This is a genomic window from Leclercia adecarboxylata (genome assembly GCF_023639785.1).
GTDB lineage: Bacteria > Pseudomonadota > Gammaproteobacteria > Enterobacterales > Enterobacteriaceae > Enterobacter > Enterobacter adecarboxylatus_D.
On sequence record NZ_CP098325.1, the window covers coordinates 1,785,952 to 1,810,763 of the forward strand.

34 protein-coding genes and 1 tRNA gene are annotated in these 24,812 nt (G+C 49.8%); 26 read left to right on the forward strand and 9 right to left on the reverse strand.

The features are described 5' to 3' along the window. The first annotated feature begins 160 nt into the window (after positions 1-160). On the forward strand, positions 161-1,171 hold the full coding sequence (locus NB069_RS08365; RefSeq protein WP_250588924.1) for a hypothetical protein: 1,011 nt from the start codon (positions 161-163) through the stop codon (positions 1,169-1,171). A 108-nt stretch (positions 1,172-1,279) separates the two neighbouring features. Here NB069_RS08365 and NB069_RS08370 read toward each other — a convergent pair whose 3' ends face one another. From NB069_RS08370 to NB069_RS08395, 6 genes are all read right to left on the reverse strand, one after another. Beyond that, positions 1,280-2,407, reverse strand: coding sequence for a site-specific integrase (locus tag NB069_RS08370; protein ID WP_250588925.1), 1,128 nt, complete (start codon positions 2,405-2,407; stop codon positions 1,280-1,282). Continuing rightward, entirely contained in the window at positions 2,388-2,633 is a 246-nt protein-coding gene (locus tag NB069_RS08375) for an excisionase (RefSeq protein WP_250588926.1), read from the reverse strand. Before NB069_RS08375 ends, NB069_RS08370 begins: the two co-directional genes overlap by 20 nt. A gap of 97 nt (positions 2,634-2,730) precedes the next feature. Continuing rightward, positions 2,731-3,039 (reverse strand): hypothetical protein, encoded by a 309-nt coding sequence (locus tag NB069_RS08380; protein ID WP_250588927.1) that lies wholly within the window; start codon positions 3,037-3,039, stop codon positions 2,731-2,733. Then, entirely contained in the window at positions 3,032-4,051 is a 1,020-nt protein-coding gene (locus NB069_RS08385; RefSeq protein ID WP_250588928.1) for a chromosome partitioning protein ParB, read from the reverse strand. Before NB069_RS08385 ends, NB069_RS08380 begins: the two co-directional genes overlap by 8 nt. Beyond that, positions 4,051-4,410, reverse strand: a complete 360-nt coding sequence (locus tag NB069_RS08390) for a hypothetical protein (protein ID WP_250588929.1) — start codon at positions 4,408-4,410, stop codon at positions 4,051-4,053. Before NB069_RS08390 ends, NB069_RS08385 begins: the two co-directional genes overlap by 1 nt. Before the next feature lie 331 nt (positions 4,411-4,741). Further along, positions 4,742-5,389: a LexA family protein gene (locus NB069_RS08395; protein ID WP_250588930.1), complete on the reverse strand. Its 648-nt coding sequence runs from the start codon at positions 5,387-5,389 to the stop codon at positions 4,742-4,744. A gap of 97 nt (positions 5,390-5,486) precedes the next feature. Between NB069_RS08395 and NB069_RS08400 the strand changes: the two genes are divergently transcribed. From NB069_RS08400 to NB069_RS08455, 12 genes are all read left to right on the forward strand, one after another. Next, complete coding sequence (locus NB069_RS08400; RefSeq protein ID WP_250588931.1) at positions 5,487-5,696, forward strand: Cro/CI family transcriptional regulator; 210 nt, start codon at positions 5,487-5,489, stop codon at positions 5,694-5,696. A gap of 28 nt (positions 5,697-5,724) precedes the next feature. Beyond that, positions 5,725-6,276: a YmfL family putative regulatory protein gene (locus NB069_RS08405; protein ID WP_250588932.1), complete on the forward strand. Its 552-nt coding sequence runs from the start codon at positions 5,725-5,727 to the stop codon at positions 6,274-6,276. A 163-nt stretch (positions 6,277-6,439) separates the two neighbouring features. Continuing rightward, positions 6,440-6,652 carry a DUF4222 domain-containing protein gene (locus NB069_RS08410; protein ID WP_250588933.1) on the forward strand — a complete coding sequence of 71 codons (213 nt, stop codon included), beginning with the start codon at positions 6,440-6,442 and terminating at the stop codon, positions 6,650-6,652. Next, on the forward strand, positions 6,609-7,535 hold the full coding sequence (locus NB069_RS08415; protein ID WP_250588934.1) for a conserved phage C-terminal domain-containing protein: 927 nt from the start codon (positions 6,609-6,611) through the stop codon (positions 7,533-7,535). The genes NB069_RS08410 and NB069_RS08415 overlap by 44 nt, the downstream gene beginning before the upstream one ends. A gap of 5 nt (positions 7,536-7,540) precedes the next feature. Beyond that, entirely contained in the window at positions 7,541-7,978 is a 438-nt protein-coding gene (locus tag NB069_RS08420) for a PerC family transcriptional regulator (protein WP_250588935.1), read from the forward strand. Then, positions 7,978-8,637, forward strand: a complete 660-nt coding sequence (locus NB069_RS08425; protein WP_250588936.1) for an MT-A70 family methyltransferase — start codon at positions 7,978-7,980, stop codon at positions 8,635-8,637. Before NB069_RS08420 ends, NB069_RS08425 begins: the two co-directional genes overlap by 1 nt. Next, positions 8,634-8,858: a hypothetical protein gene (locus tag NB069_RS08430; RefSeq protein WP_250588937.1), complete on the forward strand. Its 225-nt coding sequence runs from the start codon at positions 8,634-8,636 to the stop codon at positions 8,856-8,858. The genes NB069_RS08425 and NB069_RS08430 overlap by 4 nt, the downstream gene beginning before the upstream one ends. Then, a complete protein-coding gene (locus NB069_RS08435) occupies positions 8,855-9,175 on the forward strand; it encodes a LexA family transcriptional regulator (RefSeq protein WP_250588938.1) in 321 nt (106 codons plus the stop codon). Before NB069_RS08430 ends, NB069_RS08435 begins: the two co-directional genes overlap by 4 nt. Next, positions 9,172-9,561 carry a RusA family crossover junction endodeoxyribonuclease gene (locus NB069_RS08440; protein ID WP_250588939.1) on the forward strand — a complete coding sequence of 130 codons (390 nt, stop codon included), beginning with the start codon at positions 9,172-9,174 and terminating at the stop codon, positions 9,559-9,561. The genes NB069_RS08435 and NB069_RS08440 overlap by 4 nt, the downstream gene beginning before the upstream one ends. Before the next feature lie 15 nt (positions 9,562-9,576). Continuing rightward, the gene (locus tag NB069_RS08445; RefSeq protein WP_250588940.1) at positions 9,577-10,302 is read left to right on the forward strand and encodes a phage antirepressor KilAC domain-containing protein; all 726 of its coding nucleotides are present in this window, start codon (positions 9,577-9,579) and stop codon (positions 10,300-10,302) included. Next, the gene (locus tag NB069_RS08450) at positions 10,299-11,288 is read left to right on the forward strand and encodes a DUF968 domain-containing protein (RefSeq protein ID WP_250588941.1); all 990 of its coding nucleotides are present in this window, start codon (positions 10,299-10,301) and stop codon (positions 11,286-11,288) included. Before NB069_RS08445 ends, NB069_RS08450 begins: the two co-directional genes overlap by 4 nt. A gap of 14 nt (positions 11,289-11,302) precedes the next feature. Further along, positions 11,303-11,650 (forward strand): antiterminator Q family protein, encoded by a 348-nt coding sequence (locus NB069_RS08455; protein WP_250588942.1) that lies wholly within the window; start codon positions 11,303-11,305, stop codon positions 11,648-11,650. Positions 11,651-11,659: 9 nt separating this feature from the next. Here the strand turns inward: NB069_RS08455 and NB069_RS08460 are convergent, their stop codons facing one another. From NB069_RS08460 to NB069_RS08470, 3 genes are read right to left on the reverse strand one after another with little or no spacing between them, the layout of a single operon-like run. Then, positions 11,660-12,049, reverse strand: coding sequence for a hypothetical protein (locus NB069_RS08460; protein WP_151585288.1), 390 nt, complete (start codon positions 12,047-12,049; stop codon positions 11,660-11,662). Next, positions 12,046-12,297 carry a hypothetical protein gene (locus NB069_RS08465; RefSeq protein WP_151585285.1) on the reverse strand — a complete coding sequence of 84 codons (252 nt, stop codon included), beginning with the start codon at positions 12,295-12,297 and terminating at the stop codon, positions 12,046-12,048. The genes NB069_RS08460 and NB069_RS08465 overlap by 4 nt, the downstream gene beginning before the upstream one ends. Position 12,298: 1 nt before the next feature. Next, on the reverse strand, positions 12,299-13,186 hold the full coding sequence (locus NB069_RS08470) for a hypothetical protein (RefSeq protein ID WP_151585282.1): 888 nt from the start codon (positions 13,184-13,186) through the stop codon (positions 12,299-12,301). Between the two features lie 1,044 nt (positions 13,187-14,230). On the opposite strand from NB069_RS08470, the gene NB069_RS08475 reads away from it, so the two are divergent. From NB069_RS08475 to NB069_RS08535, 13 genes are all read left to right on the forward strand, one after another. Further along, positions 14,231-14,307, forward strand: a tRNA-Arg gene (locus NB069_RS08475). An 89-nt stretch (positions 14,308-14,396) separates the two neighbouring features. Next, entirely contained in the window at positions 14,397-14,582 is a 186-nt protein-coding gene (locus NB069_RS08480) for a hypothetical protein (protein ID WP_114387378.1), read from the forward strand. 161 nt (positions 14,583-14,743) lie between these two features. Beyond that, the gene (locus NB069_RS08485; RefSeq protein WP_250588943.1) at positions 14,744-15,067 is read left to right on the forward strand and encodes a four-helix bundle copper-binding protein; all 324 of its coding nucleotides are present in this window, start codon (positions 14,744-14,746) and stop codon (positions 15,065-15,067) included. Positions 15,068-15,587: 520 nt separating this feature from the next. Next, positions 15,588-15,923 (forward strand): phage holin, lambda family, encoded by a 336-nt coding sequence (locus NB069_RS08490; RefSeq protein ID WP_039028981.1) that lies wholly within the window; start codon positions 15,588-15,590, stop codon positions 15,921-15,923. Between the two features lie 8 nt (positions 15,924-15,931). After that, on the forward strand, positions 15,932-16,546 hold the full coding sequence (locus tag NB069_RS08495; RefSeq protein ID WP_250588944.1) for a glycoside hydrolase family 19 protein: 615 nt from the start codon (positions 15,932-15,934) through the stop codon (positions 16,544-16,546). Further along, positions 16,543-16,893, forward strand: a complete 351-nt coding sequence (locus NB069_RS08500) for a hypothetical protein (RefSeq protein WP_250588945.1) — start codon at positions 16,543-16,545, stop codon at positions 16,891-16,893. Before NB069_RS08495 ends, NB069_RS08500 begins: the two co-directional genes overlap by 4 nt. A 959-nt stretch (positions 16,894-17,852) precedes the next feature. Next, a complete protein-coding gene (locus tag NB069_RS08505; protein WP_032617985.1) occupies positions 17,853-18,050 on the forward strand; it encodes a hypothetical protein in 198 nt (65 codons plus the stop codon). A 661-nt stretch (positions 18,051-18,711) separates the two neighbouring features. After that, on the forward strand, positions 18,712-18,915 hold the full coding sequence (locus tag NB069_RS08510; RefSeq protein WP_250588946.1) for a hypothetical protein: 204 nt from the start codon (positions 18,712-18,714) through the stop codon (positions 18,913-18,915). A gap of 345 nt (positions 18,916-19,260) precedes the next feature. After that, positions 19,261-19,806, forward strand: coding sequence for a terminase small subunit (locus tag NB069_RS08515; RefSeq protein WP_250588947.1), 546 nt, complete (start codon positions 19,261-19,263; stop codon positions 19,804-19,806). After that, the gene (locus NB069_RS08520; RefSeq protein WP_250588948.1) at positions 19,781-21,703 is read left to right on the forward strand and encodes a phage terminase large subunit family protein; all 1,923 of its coding nucleotides are present in this window, start codon (positions 19,781-19,783) and stop codon (positions 21,701-21,703) included. The genes NB069_RS08515 and NB069_RS08520 overlap by 26 nt, the downstream gene beginning before the upstream one ends. Then, positions 21,703-21,909 carry a phage head-tail joining protein gene (locus NB069_RS08525; protein WP_103823772.1) on the forward strand — a complete coding sequence of 69 codons (207 nt, stop codon included), beginning with the start codon at positions 21,703-21,705 and terminating at the stop codon, positions 21,907-21,909. Before NB069_RS08520 ends, NB069_RS08525 begins: the two co-directional genes overlap by 1 nt. Further along, a complete protein-coding gene (locus NB069_RS08530; protein ID WP_250588949.1) occupies positions 21,906-23,498 on the forward strand; it encodes a phage portal protein in 1,593 nt (530 codons plus the stop codon). Before NB069_RS08525 ends, NB069_RS08530 begins: the two co-directional genes overlap by 4 nt. Continuing rightward, positions 23,479-24,810, forward strand: a complete 1,332-nt coding sequence (locus NB069_RS08535) for a S49 family peptidase (protein ID WP_250588950.1) — start codon at positions 23,479-23,481, stop codon at positions 24,808-24,810. Before NB069_RS08530 ends, NB069_RS08535 begins: the two co-directional genes overlap by 20 nt. Positions 24,811-24,812 lie beyond the last annotated feature (2 nt).

Genomic DNA, 24,812 nt, shown 5'->3' on the forward strand with positions numbered 1-24,812 from the left:
ACGGGAGCCTGTTGGTTCCCGTTTTTATTATTAGCTTTCGAACGGTTATCAAAAATTTATCAAAATTAGTTATCAAAATAATTGAACATCAGTGCTGTAGCACGCACAATGAGAAGACATAAGTTCTGAAATGGAATTTTCATTAAGGAAAGCTCATGCTATGAATACTAATGATATCCCACGTTTAAAAAAAATAAAAACCCCTGGTTCTACAGAACGCAAGCGCCTTAAAAACATAATATGGTTATTAACTTGTATTATTATTGGATTAATAATCTATACACTTTCTGATAAAATAGTGTTTAATAGTGAAGGTTTTTTGTTTTCAATTTTAGGGAACGTTAAATATGCAGTTGCTGTTAGCGCATTAGGAGTCATAGGTACAATTTTAATTACTTATGTTAATAAGGATATTGGCAGCGTCAGATCTGATATCGATAAATTAGACCAATTGTTTGACCTAAGAAATGAAGTGAATTCATTGAAATCGAAAGTTGATGAATTGGCACAGTTTGGTTCGAATGAAATTCAGAAGATTGATTTGGAACCTATTGAAAAAACTGAATTAATTGAAAGCGCAAAAAAGCGGATTATAGGGAATACGCTGTTATTAGCTGATGCTAGCCTAAAAGATGAAATAAACTCATTAAGACATCAAGTTGATATAAATCAGCATTACTCTGATATTGTATACCGGCTTGAAAATGAGATAGCACGCCTTAATCGTCGTGGTGGCGTTAACTTAGTAATTGGTGCAATTATTGCTTTAGTAGGTATTTTGTATTTGGGCTATACAGTAACTAATCAGGTGGCAATGAATGATAAACTAGATTACATACTTCATATGGCTCCAAGGTTATCATTTGTAATTGTAATAGAGTTATTTGCATATTTTTTCCTTAAGCTCTATAAAAATGGTTTTGATGAGGTTAAATATTTCCAAAATGAGTTGACCAACGTTGATTCTAAAGTGTTAGGAATTAAGTTTTTAAAAGATGTCAGAAACGAAGAGTTAATGAGTGAGGTAATTAAAAGTTTAATGGCCACTGAGAGGAATTTCATCTTGGAAAAAGGTCAGTCTACCGTGTCATTAGAGCAGCAAAAACTAAAAAGTGCGGAAGGGAAAAATGTATCTGAAGTCTTAAAGGAAATAACAAAAATTAGAAGGTAATTGGTTAACTTTTAAATCAAATGAAAGAAAGCATAGTGGGATATGCTTTCTTATAATCATTATGACAATGACTACTCTTGCTATGAGATATAGAGTTTAGAAAAATAATCATATAGCAATTGTCGTCCAGTCTTTACCCCGGTCATCATGATAGCGTGCAGTTTGGTTCGGAGATTTGTGGCCCAGCAGTTTTTGCGTATCGATTCCTTGAGCCTCATAAAGACGTTCTGCCAGTGATCTCTGTTCGTGAAACGTTGCAGGTGTGCCATCCCCCCATACTATTCCAGTCTTATCCCGCGCTTTGCTGAAATTCATCGTTATAGTATTCGATTTAACCTGCGCTCCTCGTTCAGATTGCGAATTTGCCCTGAAAAAATGAACCAAGTAAGGGCTGACTGCATAATCCCGACAGCGCGCTATAACATCTCGCAAACTCCAGTTTATTGCGTTCATACGAAGTGAAAGCGGTATCGCGATTTTGCTTCCGGTTTTCTCCTGAATTATGTGTAGGTGATCATCCCAGACATCGCTGAACTTCATATTGGAAATATCACCGAGGCGCTGGCCCGTTACCAATGCCAGCAGCATTGCATTCCCCATATATTGATGGGTGCTGTCTGCAATATCGAAAATCCTCTGCCATTCCTCTAGGCTAAGGCGCTGGCGGGTGATTTTTCGGCGGGGTTTTTTGGTCGCTGAGGCAGGATCGTAACCCGGAGGAACCTCACCCGCATGCTGCGCTTCTTTAAAAATATCAACCAAAACTGTCCGAACTACTTGTGCCATTCGCGGCTGGCCGGCTGTAACGTACTCATCGAGCAATTGGGCGATATCGCGGACATCAACTGATGGTAGCAACTTCATTCCGACACGCTCTCGCAACAACGAAACCGGCTTTCTTTTCTGTTTGAACGTGTTCAGCTTGATATCGCCCGTCGCCAGACGCTCTTCCTGAATCTTCCAGTAACGGTCGAGCCATGTTGAAACCGTGATCGCTTTGCCTTTGCTTGTGGCGATCCTGTCACTGATCGCCAAAATCTGCCGGGTTCTCTGTTCTGCCAGGCGCGCGTTTGCCTCAGTAGCAATCGCAATGGCCTCCATTTCGTCAGTGCCCAGCGCATGGAACTTGCCGGTGATTGGATGTTTATAGCGCCAGTAAACCTTATTCACCTTCCTGCTATAGAGAGGGTAAAGGTTCGGAACAGAAACATTGTTTTTACGTGGTCGAGCTGCCATCAGCTAGAATCCTCTGAAGTATTGGAGAGTCACTCTTTTGAATATTCGGCTTAGCCAATTCGCCTACAAGTTCTGCATCTTCCCTTACTCGCCACTTGCGACCCTGTTTCATGGCTGGTGGGGAAAAAAGATTTTGCTTAGCGTATCGGCGCAGAGTATTCAAAGCTGGCGGACTGCTCCGGTATTTCTCTGCTGCCCATTCCTCAAGCGTGAGCATTTGCTTCATGGCTTATTCTCCACTTTACCGGCTGCAACCGGTCACTCTTTAAAAATACAGGTCCCACAACCATTGCGGGCCCAGTTACAACAGTTAACATACAGATTTAATTATTTGGCTGAGAACCCTCTATCAGATAGGATGATGTGCCGTGAACAGAGCAGGAAATAATTACATTTCGGGCATGTTCCACATCACTATCGCCATATACGTTGTTTTTCAGCGCCGTATTCTCTGCAACCAACGCTTCGGCAATGTCACGAGTACGACGAAGTTCCATGACAGCTACCTGAACTGCATAAGCGAAGTTTGCAGAAGGGAAGTTGCGATCAACTTCAGCATCGCGCTGCATACGAACTGCAACTGCCATCAATTCATCCAACTGTTCACCGGTCATTGGTTTACTGCTAGTCATTATTCGCTTCCTGCTGAAGTTTATGCTGCTTAACGAAGTGGGCCACTGCTTTTGACTGGCTGGTAACCACACCGTTGAGGTTCACGTTCTTGCCGCGATAGATAGGGGCCGACCCGATCTCTTCACCACCGAGTGAAACGTGAAGGATTTTCCCGCGCACCTCAGCGGAAGGGATTGGCTGAGACAGTCGGTATGTTTCACGCGCTTCAGCAATCGCTTTGTGTTCGTCGATAATGGACAGCGCTTCAGCCAGCGCAGTACCCTGGATGGTAAATACCCCTTCGTCACTGATCTCAGCCTGGGCCATCAGTTCCACGAAACGACGCGCATTCTTGATGCTGAGTTCTGGAGCGATAGCGCTACGGGTAACTTTCGTTTTACCCTGGGCTGCTGCAACTGCTTTATCGTGCTGCAGAACCTCGCCAGCCTTTTCGCCGAACTCTCTTACTCGATCAACAGCAACATCGACGGATACCGCGCCGGATTTAACTTCCTGCTGAACGTCATAATTCGCGGTGCTGAGCGTCAGTAACTTTTCAACAGTACCGACTGACTTATTGACCAGCTTCGCAATCTCGCTAGTGGTCTGGTTGAAGGCGTTGTGCAGCTCCTGAATAACCGCAGCCTGCTCAATATCGGAAAGTGACAATTGGTTATTGCTGGTCATGATCCGCGCCAGGCGCTGAACATCGTTACCGTTAAACGGCATGATGTGAATGCGGTCTACTGGCTTGCCGGCTGCACGGCAGCGCTCATAACAGCGGCGGCGGCGGTGACCTTCAACGACCCAGACCCCACCTTCATCACGTGCGATAACTTCCAGTGGAGGAACCGAACCACCGTTCATCAGGTAGGTGAACAGTTCGTCATCAGCCTGGATGGTGCGTTCATCGTCGTCATGACGCTTGTTGAATCCTGCGCGAACGTGGATATCGTCGAGGCTGATGAACATGCCGGTATCAGTGCGCTTGATAGTCCCGTCGCGGGACATCTGCTTGAATGAGTTAGCCATTAGAGCGCCACCTCGTTATTGAGGCAAACGACCACCGAAGGCAATTCACGTAACTCACGCTGCGCTTCCAGTAAGTGCATATTGGTGGGCGTTTTGGTGTGGCGTTCTTCGATGCGGTCACACTCTTTGGCCCAGCTGGTTACGTCTTCACGAAGAGTAGCGTTCTGCGTGGCCAGCTCTTTACGCTGTGACATGGCTTCGCAAAGAGCGACGCTGGTATAGTCCAGACGGTTAGCCAGTTCAGTCATGATCCCGCGATAAGCCGGGGGAAGGAGAGGTGCCGCTTTACGGGCCGCGTCGATCAACTGCTCTCTGGTCATGCGTGGTTGTAACTCGTTGACGGTCTGTGCGTTCGTCATTGTTAGTTTCTCCGTTATATAAGCGTCCTGCACGACGCTGAATTTTGGTTGCACGAATCCCGCGCCTTACGGCGAGAAAAAAATTATTTGGGTTCGCTTTAATAAGCACCCAAGGTAGGGCGCTTAATGAAGCGGGCGACTGCCATCGCCGGTTAGTTCTCCACACAACTGGAAGCGCACTCCAGCGTTTTACACCTGTCACCCATAACTGGTTCGAAGGTATGCGTTACTATGTTGTGTTCATAACAATCTTTGATTTAATCTAAAATAACTTAGAAATCAGGTCAAGCAGAAAAGCTAAATTAATTTAGATTTTCTGTGGGGGAAGTGGCTACTTGCGGCGCATCATGCGTCGATGTTCAACAACTACTCCAATAACGTGAATCTTTTCTTTTGCAGAATTGCGAATGGCGTAGTCGTCATTGAGAGGCACGAGTTCAAAAATTTCATCGCCGGTTTCACTAACACCACGTGCTCGGTATTTTTTGAAGGTAGCTTCGTCACCGCCGTTTTTTGCGACAACGTAATCACCAGGTCCAGGATGCAGCTCAGGGTCAATGATGATTACATCGTCTTCGACAAACTCAGGTTCCATTGATTTTCCTTTAACCTTCAAGGCAAAAGTCGAATGAGAGTGAAACTCTGACGTCAAAATATATTCCACCGTTCCATCAAGATTCCTGGCATCGCACTCTGGTGACCAGGCCCCAGCCTGAACATAACTGATGATAGGGACTTGCTGAGCTGCTACTGGTGCAGCTCCCACGTTCGCTTCATCTTCCCGACCATATAAAAGAAACCCTTCGGTTACGCCGAGGTATTGAGCGAGCTTTGTAAGCGATTTCCCGCCCGGCACATTCAGATCTCTTTCCCAATATCCAATTGTCACATCAGAAACACCAAGCGCTTTGCCAAGTTGGCCTTGAGTTAGCTTTCTTTGTTTCCGTAATTCCTTTAACCGCGTGCCAAGTGTTCCCACGATTCAAACCCTTAGAAATGAAAACCTAAGTAATCTTAGTTTTTATTGACCTAAAAAAGATTAGATAATAATATCTAAATATTCTTAGGAGGACATCATGACTACGACTGAACTTGAGCAGTTTTTCGGTTCGCCAAACAAGGCGGCTGAATTTTTTGGGGTTTCGCCAGAAGCCTTCTATCAATGGCGTACTCGCCCAGGGCAACTAATTCCTAAAGGTCGCGCAGCAGAGGCGGCAGCACGCACTAAAGGAAAGCTTATGTTCGACGCTTCGCTTTACCAGAAGCGTAACGAGAAAGCGGCGTAGCGAAAACCACAGAATCAAGGAGTTAACCGTGGGTAATCAACACTGGCAAGTAGAGAAACAACCGGCCTGGCTGGTGGCAGCAATTAAGCGGACGATTTCCAGTCTTCCTGGTGGTTATTCAGAAGCAGCTGAATGGCTAGGAGTAACTGAAGACGCGTTGTTTAACCGCCTACGCAGTGGCGGAGATCAGATCTTCCCTATGGGGTGGGCAATGGTACTTCAGCAAGCCAGCGGAACTAAATACATTGCTGACGCAGTTTCTCGGCAGTCAAACAGCGTGAACGTCCCGCTGGTAGATGTTGATGACGTTGAGAACGCGGACATCAATCAACGCCTGATGGAGTCCATCGAATGGATTGGTAAGCATTCAACCTACATCCGTAAAGCAACCGCTGATGGTGTGATCGACGAGGCCGAGCGGGCGCAAATCGAAGAGAACAGTTATCAGGTCATGCAGAAGTGGCAGGAACATTTAACGCTGCTGTATCGCGTTTTCTGTGCGCCTGAAAAAAGTGACGCCCGCGAGTGTGCAGCTCCGGGCGTCTTGGCGTGTCGTATCAGTGGAGAAACTAACGCATGAGCAGTTTAACGGTAAATCACCGTCTGCCGCAACTACGTGGCGTTCCAGTCCATGGCGCCTCGTCGTTTCGGTATGAGCGCATGGTATCAGGCCGATGGGTTCCGTGTAACCACAGTCGGGCGATGGCAATCGTGGGGGTATGGCGTCGTAAAGCGGAGGTCTTATGCCAGAGCTTGATCGTAGATTCAGGGACCACTACGGCGTCCCGGTTCGGGTTATCCGGTGGGAGCCGGAGAGTCGACGCGTTATATACCTGCGCGAAGGCTACGACCATGAGTGCTTCAGCCCACTTGAGCAATTCCAGCGCAAATTTACAGATTTAAAGGACTGCCATGAGCCTGTTAATGCCATCCCGGCCAATAGTGATAAACCCTGACCTTGCGTACAGCATTGGCCTCAATGAGGCGATTGCGTTGCAGCAGGTAAACTACTGGCTGAAAGAGACAAACTCCGGCCTGGAGCGTGACGGCGTGCGCTGGATCTACAACACCAACGAGCAGTGGCTGGAGCAGTTCCCGTTCTGGTCTGAATCCACCCTGAAGCGCACCTTCACCCGCCTGAAGACTCTCGGCGTGCTCAAAATTGAGCAGCTGAACAAGTCCCAGCGCGACATGACGAACTACTACACGATCAACTACGAAAGCGAGCTTTTAGACGAGGTCAAAGTGACTAAATCCAGGAGTTCAAATTGCACTCGTCCATCAGGTCAAAATGAACCGATGGAACAGGTCATTGTGAAACGCTCCATCGGGTCAAAACGAACCGCTGTCATCAGGTCAAATTGCACTGATGTTCTTACAGAGAATACAACAGAGATTACTACAGAGAATAAAACCCCTTCTTGTCCGGTTGCGTCGCAACCCGACCGGGATGTGTTGATTACCGATCAGGCGAAACAGGTTTTGGTTCACCTGAACCAGGTGACCAACTCCCGTTATCAGGTTTCAACCACCTCGCTGCAGAACATCCGAGCCCGTATTGGCGAAGGGTTCACCGTGGAAGAACTGTCGCTGGTGGTGGACTACTGCAACGCCAAGTGGAGTGACGACCTGAAGATGTCCGACTATCTCCGCCCACAGACCCTGTTTCAGCCATCCAAGTTCCCTGGCTACCTGAAGTCGGCGAACAACTGGGATAACGCTGGCCGACCGCAGCGCATTAATGGCTCATGGGCTCGTGAAGATCCGATGTTCAAGTCAAGTTACCAAGACACTGATTACAGCGCGATTCCACATGGATTTCGGGGGTACAAGTCATGAGCCTTATGAAAACACTAGAAATGTTTATTGCCGATAACCCCGGCTTAACCAGCCGTGAGATTGCAGACGCTTTCGCAGATTACAGCATCGACTCTGTTCAGCGCACTGTATGCCGGCTGCATGATTTCAACTTCACCACCCGCGAATTGATTGGTTCTCAGTACCGCTACTACGCAGTGAATGCATCAGCTGGATGTGGTCAGCCCATTCAGCGCGTAGACACTGGGGCAGGCGATTTGATCAAGAACGCCAAAGCTCTACAGGAAAAGGGTCTGTACCGTCGCGCCGCCTCCCTCTGGTTTGAGGCATTCCAGCGTTCGGATGTAATCAACGAGCGTGAGCGTTGCCTGAAAGAGCGCCAGCGCTGTCTGCGTCAGGCCAAATCAACCTTAAAGCCAGAGGGCCAGTGGTTCCTGGCTGGTCAGTTCAATGGTGGCCACTGATGAAATATTCACTGATTTATGCCGATCCAGCCTGGGAATACGGGAACACCATCAGCAACGGCGCTGCCACTAATCACTACGGGACCATGAAGCTGATCGACATGAAACGACTTCCTGTCTGGGAGTTGGCTGCTGATGATGCTGTTCTGGCCATGTGGTTCACCGGCACCCATACCCGCGAGGCTATCGAACTGGCTGAGGCTTGGGGCTTTAAAGTCCGAACCATGAAGGGATTCACCTGGGTGAAGTTCAATCCTCTGGCAGAACAACACATCAACAAAGCACTTGCATCCGGCAATGTTGAGGACTTTTACGACTTCCTCGATCTGCTTAACGGTCAGACGAAGATGAACGGCGGCAACTACACCCGAGCCAACACCGAGGATCTTCTCATCGCCACCCGTGGTAAGGGGCTGGAAAGACTGAGCGCCAGCGTGAAGCAGGTTATCTACAGCCCATTGGGTGAGCATAGCGCGAAACCGGAAGAGGCCCGCTTCCGTCTGGAGAAGCTCTACGGTGACGTTCCACGCATTGAGCTTTTCAGTCGTTGCGGCGCACCTGGCTGGCACCACTGGGGAAATCAGGCCGAATCATCTGATGTTGAGCTTCTGCCTGGCTGGGTGGCGTCGATCAGCAAACCGGAGGAACGAGCAGCATGAAACTTTCAGCTGAGCAGGAGAATGCAGTACGCGATGTTGCGCGCCGCTGCTTCCGGGAGATAAGGGAAGTGCTGAAACAGAAGCCCAAACCAAGCTGGAACACTGCTGTTCCGCCGATCCTGAAAAAGTATCACGAACTGGTGAAGCCGATGGGCGTAACCCTGGTGAAGTTTAACAGTGAAATTGGTCGCCTGAACGGGCGCTATGGAGTGGAGTCATGATCGGATTAACACCACGTCAGAGTGAAGTGCTGGATGCCATCAACCTCTACAAAGAGCGTACAGGGTTCCCGCCAACGATATCAGAGCTTACCGGGCTGATTGGATGCTCATCTGGTAACACCGCCGCAGGCCATGTGAAATCACTTCAGAAAAAGGGCTACATCTCCGTTGCGCCTGGCGCGGCCCGAGGAATAACCGTCCTCAAATCTGAATGCGATATGGATGCTGCTTCGATCATCAGGGCGCTTGTTAACGGTGAACAAGGTGCCAGAGAAAGCGCTGTGGCCTGGCTGGAAGAGCGCGGGGTCAAGCCATGAAGCTAATCCTTCCTTTCCCACCAAGCGTTAACACGTACTGGCGAGCCCCGAATAGCGGCCCGCTTAAAGGTCGGCATCTGATCAGTGCGAAGGGCAGGGCATATCAGAGCGCAGCGTGTGCCGCCATCATTGAACAGCTTCGCCGCTTGCCTAAACCGTCAGCCGCAGCCGCAGCGGTAGAGATCGTCCTCTATCCGCCGGATTCCCGTCTCCGCGACATAGACAACTACAACAAGGCGCTATTCGACGCTCTCACTCATGCTGGCATCTGGGAGGACGACAGTCAGATAAAGCGAATGCTGGTGGAGTGGGGGCCTCAGGTGCCGGGTGGAAAGGTGGATATCACGATCACCAAACATGAACCATTGGCGGGTGCAGCCGCCTGATAAGTGGAGATACGTATGAACCAGACAAATGTATTCAACCTTTGCACTACACATCACGCGGCAGCCGCCAGCCAGATGATAACGATGTCCAGCCGGGACATCGCCGCGCTTGTCGGATCACGCCACTCTGATGTGTGCATTACGATTGAGCGACTGATGAGCAAAGGAGTCATTGGGAGGTATACGGCATTGCCGTACACCCATCCGCAGAACGGCCAGGAGTATCACCACTACCAGGTGAATAAGCGTGACAGTTATGTGATTGTTGCGCAGCTCTGCCCCGAATTTACTGCCCGCCTGGTTGACCGCTGGCAGGAACTGGAAAGCGGACAGCAGATGAGCGTTCCTCAGTCCTTGCCAGAGGCGCTGCGGCTTGCTGCCGACCTTGCCGAGCAGAAAGAGAGGTTGACGCTTGAACTCGCCGCAGCAGCACCAAAAGTCGAATTCGTAGATCGCTATTGCACCGCCAGCGGCTCACTCTCATTCCGCCAGGTGGCGAAACTGCTTAAAGCTAAAGAGACTGAGTTCCGCCTTTTCCTGATCGAGAACGAAATCATGTACCGTCTTGGCGGAACGCTGACGCCGCGGCATCAGCACATCGACGCTGGACGCTTTGAAGTTAAAACAGGAACATCAGTGGCTTCAAACCACGCATTCAGCCAGGCGCGATTTACCGCGAAGGGTGTGCGCTGGGTAGGCGGCCTGTGGGCTGAGCATATCGCTAAGGGGCAGATGGCGTGAGAGCATTACTGACACCAGAGATTGCACCTATTGCCGGGGTTGTGCTCTTCCGGCCCGGAAGCGAGTTGATGTGGCTGTTCCGTCAGGGGCGCGTTGTTATCGAAACTCCCGGCGAGCAGCTGGCGGATATGCCTTCCGGAGCCTTACCGAAATCCCATCTGCCCCTGGCCGAGGATGCCAGCTTGCTGCCTGTTTTCGAAAATCCCAGGGTGATCCAGCGTGCTGGTGGCCTGTCTGTTCTCGATGGCTGGCTGATGAAAAAACGAGAATGTCAGTGGCCTCATAACAACTGGCACGCAAGCGACTTCACCATCATGCGGCACGAACCCGGCAGCATTCTCCTTTGCTGGGGATGTGATAACCAGTTGCGTGATCAATCCACTGAAAGGCTGGCAGGCATTGCCCGCAAAAACCTGGTATCCTGGCTGCTGAAGACCGTTAGCGGTCAACTTGGCTTCAATGAAGACCATGTCCTTACGCTTCCAGAGTTCTGCTGGTGGCTTGTGAAGAACGACCTGGCAGATGTTATCCCGGAAAGCATGGCGATTAAGGCTCTGAGGCTACAGCCAGAACCCATGCAATCAGTAATGCGCGAAAGTGACATCACCCCCTCTTTACCAGCGGTTGAACTGCTGCAGGAGAAAGCAAAAAAGATAGTGGCGATGAAGGTTGATCCAGATACCCCGGAATCCTTCATGCTGAAACCCAAGCGCCGCCGCTGGGAAAATGAGAAGTATACGCGTTGGGTGAAAACTCAGCCGTGTGTCTGCTGTTCTAAACCGGCAGACGATCCCCACCACCTGATAGGCCACGGGCAGGGTGGAATGGGTACTAAGGCGCATGACCTGTTTGTGATACCTCTGTGCAGAGAGCATCACGACGAGTTGCACGCTGGCCCTATGGCATTTGAAGCGAAATACGGCAACCAGTTAACGCTGCTGTTTCGGTTTTTAGATCGTGCGCTGGCTATCGGCGTATTAGCATGAACAGTGGAGATAACATGCGCGATATGTATGAAGTTATGGATCTATGGGGTGCTTGGGCTGCTGCAGACAGTAGCGGTGTAGATTGGCAACCGATTGCCGCCGGGTTTAAAGGCCTGCTTCCACACGGAAAGAAATCACGGAATCAGTGTGATGAAGACACAGGCATTATGATCGATGGATGTGTCGCTCGTTTGCGTAAATATAAAACAGAAGAATATGAGCTTGTTATTGCTCATTTTGTGATTGGTATATCGTTAAGATCAATTGCTAAAAAGCGAAAGTGTTCAGACGGAACGATAAGGAAAGACCTACAAACAGCACTCGGGTTTGTCGAAGGATGTATGTCAATGTTAAAAGCCTAGAATGATCAATTAACTCGGGCTTTTTATGCCTAGGGAGCCCGAGGCGTAATCTTGGCGAAGAGTTGCTATTCTCATTTTTGTTTGCGAGTAGACCGCTTTTGCTTTCGCCTTTGTTTCCTCATCACAATGCACATCTTTAATGATTGCTAACTGTTCTTTTAAATCTTTTTTCAGAGCAGATCGCCAAGATACGACTGCTTGCGGCTCCATCCAGCGATTATAAGCATAGATACCTAGCCATGATATAAGCGAACTGATAAGGGGAACTAGAAGGGCGAAAATTTTACCCCAGTCCCCAGGCATGTAGCTGGATAATCCGATCAATATAGAACCTAGACTGGCTGTGGAACCTACAGCGGCTTTGACGCCTACAGCATTGTCATGAGGGACTGTGCTCATCGTGCTACCTTTTTGGCATCATTCAATTGCTGAACTAAAGGTGATTTTGAGTCCAGTTTGACCTCTGTCTCTTTAACTACCTTACCGTTTTCCATAAACTGAATGATTAGAGTCTCTCTCTTCTTGAGCTTTCCTGTGAGGTAGTATGACAAAGCACAGGCGAGGCGAAACACAAACGGAGAAAGGGTTAAAAGCCCCATCCATCCTATGAATTGTGCAATCGTTTGAATCGCCTCGGTTTCGTTCACTTTATAAAATCTTCCTTTCAGCTGATGCTCTGTGGCGTATGACCCGAGTAATAATATACTCAGTTTTTTGAGATCTGGCTGTTGTTTTCGAGACTATTGAAAGCGCCACCTCAAACATATCACCCTTAGTAAAGCTCTTTTCACTATCCTCTACTCTGGCCATGAATGAAGCATCATCCATACGTACGGCGATTTCCTTTCCATCGTAGAGCATCCTCCAGCCACGGCTTGAACCAAAGTTTACCTGAGTGAGGAGAACGTTCGTCGTGATGGCCTCCGTTTTCTCGCTAGAAAGTGATGCTTTTGGTAGTGGGGTGAAGTCTAAGACCTCTTCATCCTTAAACGATATTACTTCTTCGTCTTCAACTTTTATTTTAAACGATGGCTCTTCTTCGGAATTAAGAGGCTGAGTTATGATTTCATTCATGGCCTGACGGATCACAGGGTCTGACACCAAACGGGCTACGTGTTTATCAGCCGTTATTTCTTCACCATCTAAGAGTATCTTGGCTTTATCCGTTTTTGTATCAGTGTCAATGCCAAGAATTCTTTTGTCTTTCAGTTTCCTAACAATTCCGAACGCTGATCCCCCAACAATTGAGGCAGAAGCTGCGCTCAAACCGAGATATTTCATTACTTCTAGGGCGCCAGAGCTTTTGATAAGAAGTGCAAATTCAATAACCAAAGAACCTTCTTTGGCCGGAGCAGTCACCTCTAGTTCAAGAGTACTTTGGCTATTGATAATGTCATCTGCACGATTAACCATTTTGGCAAATTCAACAATCGACATACCGAGGTCATAAGCATTCATTTTATGCTTATCAAGGTCAGAACCTTTCGCAGCGCCATAGTGCACTGTAAAGCGTTTTACTTCTTGCTGTGCGGTCATTACCTTTTTCCTTTGGTAATAATATTATTGGTAAATCAACCAACAATCAGAACAATGTGGTTGATTTTCTGAAGAGTACAAAAAAGCTAACGCGTACGCAAAAACTATCGTAGTCTGTTAAGAGTGGTTTCTACGCCACGGACTTAAAACGATACACAAGCCTTGCTACGGCGGGATTTTTTATTATTAATAAATGGTAAATAAAATGTATCTTTTAAGATGTAGTCCACGTAGAGTGCCCGTGTGGTGAATCCCCCTCAGCGGTGGGGCGGCTAGGCAAAACGAGTCGGGTTTGTAAACGCGGTTCTGTGGTCTAGCACAGGGTCACCGGGAGGCACCCGGCACCACAACCTCAGTATCATCTATTTCCAGGGCTGTCGATTGGCGGCCTTTTTGTTTTACATGATTCTGGTCTTCATAGTACCGCCGATCTTTTTCGTTCTTACTGAATAAATAAACAGATAAAGTTAGCTTTATTGCAGGAAAGCGATTAGGCTGCGTCTGTGGTGAATCCCCCTAAGCGGTGGGGCGACTAGACTGGGAGGTGAATGACGCGATTCTGTGGTCTAGCATAGAGTCACCGGGAGGCACCCGGCATCACATCTTCAATATCATTTATTTCTAAGGCTGCCGATTGGCGGCCTTTTTGTTTTACATGACCCTGGCTAGCACAGCACTGTTGGTCTTTTTGTTCATACTGAATAAATATACAAATATAAATAGCTTTATGGCAGGAAGAAGACTAGGCTGTGCCTGTGATGAATCCCCCTATGCGGCGGGGCGACCAGACATGGCAGGTGTATAGAGCGCGGTTCTGTGGTCTGGCGCAGGATCACCGGGAGGCACCCGGCATCACAAATTCAGTATTAATTATTTCTAAGGCCGACTTTGGACGGCCTTAGAAATAGTGCCATTTTTATTAGCAATGCTATATTTGAATTAGCATTCGATAATGCTCTCACGAAATAACTAGAGTGACCTGGGCAACTGCCCACTATGTATACAACGGCGTTTCTGACCAGCATTCACTGCTGGTTTTTTTTACCGCCATTAGCTCAACCGGAGAAAGCACGGAGCTTCTACCTCTGTGGTTCGGGGTTCGAATCCTCGATGGCGGACCATTACATCGCTTCACTCATAATTAAGTATTTCTAACACCAGCCTGCAATCAGAATGGTTACTCTCTCTCCTCAGTGAGGGAGGGTGAGGTATGAGAGAAGGTTTTTACTGGATACAGCACAATGGCAGAGTTCAGGTTGCCTACTATACCCATGGAGAAACGGAAGACCTTGAAACGGGTAAGACCGTAACCGGTATCTGGCACCTGACGCAGGGGGATCCCATTTGTGATAATGGTGAAGCAGAAGTTCTGGAAGGTCCTCTTACACCATCATGAGATCGTTAGTCGTTTCGGAATTTGATGAAGGTAGTCGTTATTCGAATGCGTTCCCTGTAATTACAATTTAGGCGAATTTGGAATAACGCTCCTATTAACTGGCATCATCGCACTCCTGTAACCAGACTTAGTTTTCTGCTTACGACTGAAAGGAGCGAAATATGCCAATTAACCATGCTGAATGCATCGAGGCCTGCTACAAATGCGCGGCTGCCTGTGATTATTGTGCTGCTTCATGTCTGAAAGAAGAACAAGTGGATATGATGCGTGAGTGCATAAGACTCGATATGCAGTGCGCGAATATTTGTCGGCTCGCAGCGCAATTTATGACCTTTGATAGTGAATTTGCCAAATCGCTATGCCGGGTCTGCGCAGAAGCCTGTCAGAAATGCGGTGAAGAATGTGGGAAGCACGAAGCAGAACATTGTCAGAAATGCTCTGAAGCTTGTCTTCGTTGCGCAGAAGCGTGCCGCTCGATGGCTTAATGGAACTTGCTTCCAGTTTTCTGTTTGAGCATCGACACTTTAGAATTCTGACAAACTTTTGCTATTGTTAAGAGTCAGGTGAATCCCCCTGTGCGGCGGGGCAATCCAGTTAACTGCTAAGTGCAGATATGCTTGCGGCTCGTATAACTGTTAACGAGTCACCAGGAGGCATCCGGCACCTGTCTTATTCTCCATTTCTGAGTTAAATATCGCCTGCTAGTAAAGCAGGCTTTTTTGTATGCGCTTCGTTAGTAGTGCTATTATTTAATCGTGAGCCAAGCCAGAACCATTAACCGGACATCCTGACCGACCAGTAACGCTGCCCGACACAGCTGCTGTATGGATGATGGCGAGGTAAAATGCCTACCTACTTAGATTTCCAACTCAGTTAGGCCCGCTTAAAACGCGGGCCTTTTTTTATCTCAGGCTCCCGGAACCCCCATCAAGGTCCTGTCGTTAATTCATCCGGAGAGCCTGACCCCTTCCCATACGACACCCGCGAACAAGCGAGGTGAGAGACATGAAAATGAACAACGACCCTCACTCCTGGACGGAGTTAATTGATCTGCTCCATAGCTGGTGGCGTGGTGAAACACCCATTGGCGCCGTGCTGCTGTCAGTTGTGATGGCAGTGCTGAGAATTGCCTACGGTGGCGGTGGATGGAAAAAGATGCTGCTGGAAGGCCTGATGTGCGGCGCCATGACGTTAACGGCTGTATCTGCACTGGATTACGTCAACCTTCCTCAATCCCTCTCTATTGCGATCGGCGGGGCGCTCGGTTTTGTCGGTGTAGAGCAGGTCCGTTCGGTGGCAAACCGAGTTATCAACGTCCGCTTTGGTGGCGACACCAAGTAAGGAACCCTATGAATCAGGCACAATTTCAGAAGGCGGCTGGGCTAAGCGCTGGGTTAGCTGCGCGCTGGTATCCACACATCGACGCGGCAATGAAGGAGTTCGGCATCACCGCAGTTAACGATCAGGCCATGTTCATCGCGCAACTGGGCCACGAATCGGCAGGCTTTACGTCGATGGTGGAAAGCTTCAACTACTCGGTCGACGGCCTGAAGAAAACCTTCGGTAAACGCCTGACGCCGTACCAGTGCGAGATGCTGGGCCGGGTTGACGGTAAACAGACCGCCCACCAGCCGCAGATTGCCAACCTGGTATATGGCGATCGCATGGGTAATAACAGCCCGGGCGATGGCTGGAAGTATCGTGGCCGTGGTCTGCTGCAGATCACCGGACGCGAGAACTACACCAAATGCGGCGCGGCCCTCAAGCTGGATCTGGTGAGCACGCCTGAGCTGCTGGTGCAGGAACGACACGCTGCCCGTTCGGCGGCCTGGTTCTTCGCGTTACGCAGTTGTCTGCTGTATTCCGGCGATATTGTGCGTGTCACCCAGATCATCAACGGTGGGCAGAATGGGCTGGCTGACCGCAAGGTGCGTTACAACCGGGCGCAGGCGGCCCTGTCATGAAGCTGCGTTACGTTCTGCTGGCGCTGGTGGTCGCCATCTCTGTCACCGGTGCAATCGCCTGGCGTTCTGGCTGGAGCGCGCACGCTGATCATATCAACGCGCTGGCGGCGAAGAAGAAGGAAAAAGCCGAGAAGATTATTCAGCCGGTTGAAGAGAAAGCCGCCGCAGCCACCGCCGAGTCCAAAGTGATTTACCGAACCATTACCCGCAACGTGGTGAAATATGTTCAGTCTCCGGATCGTACTATGTGCCAGTTTGACGATGCTGCTGTGCAGCTGCGCCAGCGTGCCATCGACGCTGCCAACTCTATCAGCGGATTTGATGCAGGAGCCGTGCAGAGGAAGTAACGCTGGCACCAATAGCGATGACGATCTGCAGGCTGATATCGAAACTGCGGAATGCCTGCGCCAGCTGCGTTTAGATAAGTACCGCTGGCAGGCCTGGTATAACGCTGTAAAGTAAATGCCGAGCGAAGCTAAATTGCTGGTGGGCTTACTTGCTCTGAAAAATACCCCTTCCGAAATGAAATCCTGCAGTTCGGAAGGGAGACCAAGAGAGATCATCTTTACAAGGAGGATATGAATATAGCGCATGACTTATCAAAAATCTGAAGTATTAAAATAATAACGTAAATGACATTTTTTTCTGATTAGGCTAATACCTGCTTAATATTTATTAGCCCGACTCAGCAAAAAGTTTTATACAACTCACATTAAAAATTTTGGCATCAACTACATTCAAATTGCACGAGTGATTCGACATCTTTGCCATTTAAGCCAATCCCCCTAAGCGGTGGGGCAACCAGTAAAAGCTGGACGTATGCGAATTTGCTTACTGGAGTAAGTTCACCGGGAGGCACCCGGGGTTTGAGGGAAAGACTGAAGGAACAGGCATAACGTCGAACTTTGTGCAAAAGCTATCTACATTGCTGTATGACCCTGACCAGTTCTGTCCGAGCTGGTCTTTTTTTGGCAAAAAAAAAGCCCCCTGGAGAGAGGGCAAGACATGCTATGGACGGATGTTTCTGAGTGTACTCATGCGGGTCATGAGACAGTTCCATGGGATTCCCTGGTGCAGGTAGGAGCCTTGCAGGGAGTTATAAATATGGTCCGTGGTTCTGATTCAACAAGCGGAAGCGGTAACACCAGGATGATTCTTAATACATAAAAGTAAACGTCCTGATATAGGGTCATATGCTTCGTTAAAGTCTTAACCCTGAGGCCCGGACACCGTCTCCTCTGAACTTTAAGCATAGAAAATTCTTAGCCTCAAAATCGAGAGGCTTTTTAATCACCGAGGAATAAGCATGACAGTAGTTCTTACAGCAAAACAGATTGAGGACCTGGCAGCCTTCGCTAAAGAGGACGGCCAGGCACAATACACCATCACCACTGTGACAATCCCTGAGTTCGAAGCGGATGATGGTGAGGTTACCCCTGAGTATACCGGACTGATTGCTTACTCCGATTCACTTGAACATGGTGTGCTGCAACTCGACGACTAAGTAACCATTACAAAGCTCATCTGCTGGTGGGCTTGATAATGTTAATGAGAGTTTAACAAGGAAAAAAACCGGAAGATGAGACATCATCACCCCCGGCAACCTGACACATATTGTTGTATTTATTTCCCGAAGAAATCATGGCTTATTAAGTACATATGGGCAAGATTACAAAACATTAAATTAACTTAAGTGAAACATTTCATATTTATTTAATCGTGATTATCAACCCGAAATTGCGCGTGTGAGCATCTTCGTATGGGGATATGAAAATGAGACTGCCACCATAAGCGAGGAGGGTAATGCTGAAGTCTTTAAAAAAAGAAGCCTTCACCTGTAGGGCCACTGGAGTCTCAGTATCAATGCTCTTTTTATTGATGTTTCCCCGATGTTTCTCCGGAGTTGGCATTCTGCGCATTAGAGTCCTTTACAGCCTTGCACTGGGGCGAGTAACAACAAGCGTAAGCGTGAGATATTAAGAATTTCCTCAGGCATCATCATCATGACCAGACCCATCATCATGGCAATAACGGATAAATCGCAGATAAGCCTTTAGGGCATAAGCTGTGTTTATCGGTAGGCATGCACTCTTACCGGGCGATAATGCTTTACTAAATAGTTTTAAGATTTATCCTAATTGCTCTTTTTGAATGGAGTTAGGTCAATGAAATTCCTGTGGGCAATTTGTGTTGTATTCGGGGTAATTGGTTTTATAGAGGGTATCGTCAGCGTGTTTGGCGCTGTTAGCGCGCCTCAGCAGGCGGCTGGGGCAGCAATGGGCGTTGCATGGGCAGTAATTCCATACTGCATCTGCCGTGCTATCCAGCAGATGAGACCGCAGGAAGTTGTAATCAAAAAAGACGAATAGACTCAGACATTCCATAAAATATAGCCCCGCTTATACGGGGCTTTTTTATGTGCCTCATACGCGCTTCAGAGAGAGACTTTCAGTAGTGAGCATATTTATATTGTAAATGATAATCAATATCATTAGTGGGTCCTTTCCGGCATATCGGCCTGTTACGGGGCGGCGACCTCGCAGATTCTCGCTATTTATGAAAATTTTCGAGAATTTGCCGTTTCCGTTCTTCTTCTGACTATCTTACTGTTTTTACTGAAAACACCCCTTCAAAAGAAAGGAAATGATGAAGCCCAAGAAATGGTGATTTGGCATTTATCATTTCCTTTCTCTGTTTTATGCCAGGAGTGAGCAATGGAGGTTAATAAAAAACTCTTATCCGAGATTTTCGGCGTCAGCGTACGCACGATTCAGAACTGGCAGGATCAGGGGATGCCGGTAGCGCGTGGAGGCGGGAAGGGGAATGAGGTGCTGTATGAATCCGCCGCCATTATCGAATGGTATTCAGCGCGGGACGCTGCGATAGAAAATGAAAAATTACGGAAGGAGGTTGAAGACCTGCGGATTGCTTCAGAGTCAGACCTTCAGCCAGGCACGATTGAATATGAGCGGCACCGTCTCACCCGAGCCCAGGCTGACGCTCAGGAACTTAAAAATGCAAAAGAGTCCGCTGAGGTGGTGGAGACCGCATTCTGCACGTTCGTGCTGTCGCGGATAGCCGGAGAAATTGCCAGTATTCTCGATGGAGTACCTCTGTCGGTTCAGCGGCGCTTCCCGGAGCTGGAAAACCGACATATTGATTTCCTTAAGAAGGACGTCATTAAGGCCATGAACAAAGCAGCTGCGCTGGATGAAATGATACCGGGGTTGCTGAGTGAATATATCGAACAGTCAGGTTAAGGGGCTGCAGCACTCTGCGAACGCTGGGCTCCGTTCATTGTACCGTCCGGAGCCGCAGACAGCTGTTGAGTGGGCAGACGATAACTACTATCTTCCGAAAGAGTCTGCATACCAGGAGGGGCGCTGGGAGACGCTGCCATTCCAGCGTGCAATCATGAATGCCATGGGCAACGACTATGTTCGTGAAGTGAATGTCGTGAAATCTGCCCGAGTTGGCTATTCAAAAATGCTGCTCGGAGTTTACGCATATTTCATCCAGCATAAGCAGCGAAACTCCCTTATCTGGTTGCCGACTGACGGCGATGCCGAAAACTTTATGAAGTCGCATGTCGAGCCGACAATTCGTGATATTCCCTCGCTCCTGTCCCTTGCTCCCTGGTATGGCAAGAAACACCGTGATAACACACTCAGCATGAAGCGATTTTCCAATGGGCGTGGATTCTGGTGTCTAGGGGGGAAGGCCGCAAAAAACTATCGTGAGAAATCCGTCGATGTGGCGGGCTATGACGAGCTAGCCGCCTTTGATGAAGACATTGAGAAAGAAGGTTCTCCAACTTTTCTGGGCGATAAGCGAATTGAAGGCTCGGTCTGGCCCAAGTCCATCCGTGGATCCACGCCAAAAGTCAGGGGTACCTGCCAGATTGAGCGTGCCGCGAAAGAATCGCAGCACTTTTTGCGGTTCCACGTTCCTTGCCCGCATTGTGGTGAGGAGCAGTACCTTAAATTCGGCGATAAAGAGACACCGTTCGGGTTTAAATGGACGCCAGGTGAACCTGCCAGTGTGTTTTACCTTTGCGAGCATAATGCCTGCGTGATTAAGCAGCAGGAGCTTGATTTTTCGGAGGCCCGTTACATTTGCGAAGAGACGGGGATCTGGACGCGGGACGGTCTGTGCTGGTTTTCATCATCCGGTACCGAAATTGATCCGCCTGACAGCGTCACCTTTCATATCTGGACCGCTTATAGTCCCTTCACAACTTGGGTGCAAATCGTCAAAGACTGGGTCAAGACAAAAGGGGATACCGGCAAGCGTAAGACTTTCGTTAATACCACGCTTGGTGAGACATGGGAGCCGAAAATTGGTGACCGTCCTGATTCGGACGTTATGGCCGAACGTAAGGAGCACTTTGGCGCCGCGGTTCCGGAACGGGTGGCCTACCTCACAGCCGGTATAGACTCTCAGCTTGATCGTTATGAAATGCGGGTCTGGGGCTGGGGGCCGGGCGAAGAAAGCTGGCTTATCGACAGGCAGATCATCATGGGCCGTCATGACGATGAAGCCACTCTGCTCAGGGTCGATGAGGTCATCAACCGGATCTATACCCGGCAAAACGGGGTGGAAATGACGATTTCACGCATCTGCTGGGATATCGGGGGTATCGACCCGACCATCGTCTATAACCGTTCGAAAAAGCACGGGCTGTTCCGCCTGATACCCATTAAAGGGGCGTCTGTTTACGGTAAACCCGTTGCCAGCATGCCGCGCAAACGCAACAAAAACGGTGTTTATCTCACGGAAGTGGGGACCGACACTGCAAAAGAGCAAATCTATAACCGTTTCACCCTGGTGCCTAAGGCCGACGAACCTCTCGCTGGCGCGGTGCATTTCCCGAATGATCCTGAAATCTATGATTTAGCTGAAGCTCAACAGCTGACAGCTGAGGAGCAGGTCGAAAAGTGGGTAGACGGTAAAAAAAAGATCGTCTGGGACAGCAAAAAGCGACGAAATGAGGCGCTCGACTGTTTTGTCTACGCACTTGCGGCCCTACGGATCAGCATCTCGCGATGGCAGCTTAATCTCGATTCTCTTCTGGCAAGTCTGCTGGAGGAAGACAGCGGGCGTAAAAATAACAAAACCCTGGCGGATTACGCCCGGGCATTATCCGGAGAAGAATAATGGCGACACAGGCTGACCTGGAGACAGCACGCGCTGCATTACATGACCTCATGATGGGTAAGCGGGTTGCGACGGTACAGAAAGACGGCCGCAAAGTGGAATTTACCGCTACTTCTGTCTCTGACCTCAAAAAATACATAGCTGACCTTGAATCTCAGGTTGGTTCCACTTCACGACGCCGGGGGCCGGCAGGGTTTTACGTATGAGATTACCAGCTTTAGTAGGGCCGGACGGTAAAACATCCCTGCGGGACTATGCCGGTTATCACGGCGGTGGCGGGGGCTTTGGGGGCCAGTTACGGGCCTGGAATCCACCGAGTGAAAGCGCAGATGCCGCACTTCTTCCCAATTTTTCGCGCGGTAATGCCAGGGCTGATGATCTGGTCAGGAATAATGGCTATGCAGCTAATGCCGTACAGCTTCACCAGGATCACATCGTTGGGTCATTTTTCCGCTTAAGCCATCGCCCAAGCTGGCGTTTCCTCGGTATTGGTGAGGAGGAGGCGCGGGCGTTTTCACGGGAAGTCGAGGCAGCATGGAAAGAATTTGCTGAAGACGACTGCTGCTGCATTGATGCTGAACGCAAACGCACGTTTACCATGATGATCCGTGAAGGCGTTGCAATGCATGCTTTCAACGGTGAATTATGTGCTCAGGCAACCTGGGACAGCAGTGCCACGCGCCTTTTCCGCACGCAATTCAAGATGGTTAGCCCGAAGCGTGTCAGTAACCCGAATAATATGGGGGACAGCCGAAACTGCCGTGCCGGTGTGAGCATAAACGATGCTGGCGCAGCGCAGGGCTACTACGTCAGCGAGGACAATTATCCTGGCTGGATGGCGCAGAAATGGACGTATATTCCTCGCGAACTGCCCGGGGGCAGACCATCGTTTATCCATGTGTTCGAGCCGCTTGAAGATGGTCAAACCCGCGGTGCTAACTTGTTTTACAGCGTGATGGAGCAGATGAAAATGCTCGACACCCTGCAAAATACGCAGCTGCAGAGCGCGATCGTGAAAGCAATGTATGCAGCCACCATTGAAAGCGAACTGGATACGCAGACGGCAATGGACTTTATTCTCGGCTCTGACAGTAAAGACCAGCAAAGCAAAATGACAGGCTGGCTGGGTGAGATGGCATCGTATTACACCGCGGCGCCGGTTCGACTCGGTGGTGCCAAAGTCCCGCACCTGATGCCTGGTGATTCACTAAATCTGCAGTCAGCGCAGGATACGGATAACGGTTATTCAACCTTTGAACAGTCACTACTGCGCTATATCGCCGCCGGACTGGGGGTGTCATACGAGCAGCTCTCGCGTAACTATTCCCAGATGAGTTACTCCACCGCGCGGGCCAGCGCCAACGAGTCCTGGGCCTATTTCATGGGACGCCGCAAGTTTGTCGCATCACGCCAGGCCAGCCAGATGTTTCTTTGCTGGCTGGAGGAGGCAGTCGTTCGTCGGGTCGTCACTCTGCCTTCTAAAGCTCGCTTCAGTTTCCAGGAGGCGAGAAGTGCCTGGGGTAACTGCGACTGGATTGGATCAGGGCGAATGGCAATTGACGGACTGAAAGAAGTGCAGGAAGCCGCCATGCTGATTGAGGCGGGGCTCAGTACCTATGAGAAGGAGTGCGCCAAGCGAGGTGAAGACTACCAGGAGATATTTGCCCAGCAGGTGAGAGAAACAATGGAGCGCCGGGCTGCGGGTCTTACCCCTCCGGCATGGGCGGCATCCGCCTTTAAATCTGGTCTGAAGAAATCACATGAGGAGGAGAAAGATGACGCCAGAGCTGCGTAATCTCCCGCATATTGCCAGCATGGCCTTTAATGAGCCACTGATGCTTGAACCCGCCTATGCGCGGGTTTTCTTTTGCGCGCTGGCAGGTCAGCTGGGCATCACCCGTCTGACGGACACGGTGTCGGGCGCAACGCTTGGTGCTGAGCAGATTGCCGAACCGCTGGCGCTCTTTGGCGATGATGAGGAAGTGGGACCCCGGACAGCGCGCAGTTACCAGATAACGAACGGCATCGCGGTGCTGCCCGTTTCCGGCACGCTGGTCAGTAAAACCCGGTCGCTGCAGCCTTACTCCGGCATGACGGGATATAACGCCATTATTGCCCGCCTGCAGCAGGCCATGAGTGATCCCGGGGTCGACGGCATTCTCCTTGATATGGATACGCCTGGCGGGATGGTGGCTGGCGCATTCGACTGTGCCGACATTATTGCGCGTATGCGCGATATCAAACCCATCTGGGCGCTGGCAAACGATATGAACTGCAGTGCCGGGCAACTTATCGCAAGCGCCGCTTCCCGCCGGCTGGTCACCCAGACCGCGCGTACGGGCTCTATCGGCGTGATGATGGCGCATAGCAACTACGGTGCCGCCCTGAAAACGCAGGGCGTCGAGGTCACCCTGATTTACAGCGGGGATCACAAGGTTGATGGCAACCCCTACGAAAAACTACCGAAAGACGTTCGCGATGATTTTCAGACGCGAATCGACGCTACGCGCCGGATGTTTGCCGAAAAGGTTGCTTCTTATACGGGCATGTCCGTGCAGTCCGTGCTGGATACCGAGGCGGCTGTATTTTCCGGTCAGGAATCGGTGGATGCCGGTCTGGCTGAAGAGCTGGTTAATAACACTGACGCGCTGAACGTGATGCGCGAGTCACTTAACAAACGAAAAACGATCACCCCTGGAGGGAATATGGAAAAAGTAACCACCGCATCAGCCGCAGCTGCGAATGCAATTCAAGCCACCGCGCCAGCAGAACCGACTAATACTGTCGAATCCGTTGCTGCAGTTGTTGCTTCCCCGGCAGAGGTCAGTGCCCGGGTTGCCGCAGCGGTGAGTGCCGAAAATGGCCGAATTATGGGGATCCTGAACTGTGACGAGGCAAAGGGGCGCGAATCACAGGCGCGCGCACTGGCCGAAACCCCTGGCATGACGGTTGAGAGTGCGCAGCGCATTCTTGCCGCGGCACCGCAAAGCGCACAGGCGCGTTCCGATACGGCACTGGATCGCCTGATGGAAACAGCACCTGGTGCGCTATCGACAGGTAATGCATCTGCTGGAGCAGGTGACGATTTGTTAAATACCCCCGTTTAAGA